General features: G+C 68.1%; 2 protein-coding genes. Both read right to left on the reverse strand.

Annotation, left to right across the window (positions count from 1 at the left end):
* Nucleotides 1-423: patatin-like phospholipase family protein (locus tag I53_RS28415; RefSeq protein ID WP_187294429.1), on the reverse strand; the 423-nt coding region annotated here is incomplete at its 3' end.
* A 94-nt stretch (nucleotides 424-517) separates the two neighbouring features.
* Nucleotides 518-1312 (reverse strand): alkyl sulfatase C-terminal domain-containing protein (locus I53_RS28420; RefSeq protein ID WP_043357351.1); only part of this gene is annotated, 795 nt, incomplete at its 5' end.

Here is a 1312-nt window from a genome sequence, read left to right on the forward strand (position 1 = left end):
GATCTGTCTGAGCGGGTTGAAGTCGTGCGGATTGAGGTCATACGGGGAGAAGACCCGCGCCATCAGGTCCGCGGCCAGATACAGAGGCGCGGAATCGAGCGTCCAGCGGCCCAGTATCACGTCGAGCGGGCTGCGCTGCAGCGGGCTGAACCGGGCCGCGCGCGAGACGGCGTCCCAGAAGGTCTGGAGTGCCGCGCGCGCACCGGTGGCCCCGTCCCGCTCGTAGCCCTCGATGAGGACGGCCGCGTTCATGGCACCGGCCGACGTCCCGGAAATGCCGTCGATGCTCAGCCAGGGCTCCTCGAGCAGGCGATCGAGGACCCCCCATGTGAAGGCGCCGTGCGCGCCGCCGCCCTGCAGGGCCAGATCGATCAGGATCGGATCCCGCCCCCGCCTGCCCGCCGTGATCGCCTCATCCGACATGGGACCGATACCCTCATCCCGTGAGCACCTCTTCCGTCGCCCTGCCGCCATCCCGGACCGCGACCGGCTGCGGAGCAAGAGCGGCTTTCGCCGTCTACTCGGCGACCGCCTCGCCGGAATCGGCCCGATACGGGTCGGACTGCACGCGATTGGCGGCGCCGCGCACCTTGGTGCCGGGCAGGATCTCGAATCGCGGGTCGAACGTCACCATCGTGGCGGCCAGCCGGCTCAGGATGCCGGCGTCGCCCTCGACCTGCGCGGTCCCGTCGGCAATCTGCGCCTCCAGGGTCTTGGCGCCGATCATCGTCTGCTCGAGATCCGACCGGTTGATGGTCAGGGTGAGATCGGGCTTCTCGGCCTGGAACCCCGCGATGTTGGTCAGCGTCGCGTTTTCCAATTCGACGATGAACCGCTCGCCGTTGTCCGGCGTGATCAGGTTGATGGTGAAGCGCATCCCCTCCGCCTTGCGGCTGTCCATGCGGATGCCGAGAAAGTTCAGGAAGAGCTCGGTCGGCATCGCCCGCACCACGTCGGGGCTGCTCGAACTGGCCGTCGCGCCTTCCGGAATGCCGGAGCGCAGCTCGTAGGCGCCAGCCAGGAAGCAGTTGCGCAGGCCGGGATTCTCCTGCTGGTAGCCGATCTGCTCGAAGATGTCGGCGAGGAGGTCCTTGGCGGCCTGGTTCTGCGGCTCGGCCTGGACGAGCTTGTTCACGATCTCCTGGGCCAGCAGATACTGGCCCGCGTCGTGCAGCCGCTTTCCCCGGGCGAGGATCGTCTCCGCACCGCCCATCATGTCGACGTAGAGGGGGGCGCTCTCCGACGGGGCGAGCGGAATCAGCGTCGCCGGGTTGCAATCCCAGAATGCTCTAGAGGATCCCCGGGACCAGCT

Source organism: Methylobacterium sp. B1, assembly GCF_000333255.1.
Taxonomy (GTDB): Bacteria; Pseudomonadota; Alphaproteobacteria; order Rhizobiales; family Beijerinckiaceae; genus Methylobacterium; species Methylobacterium fujisawaense.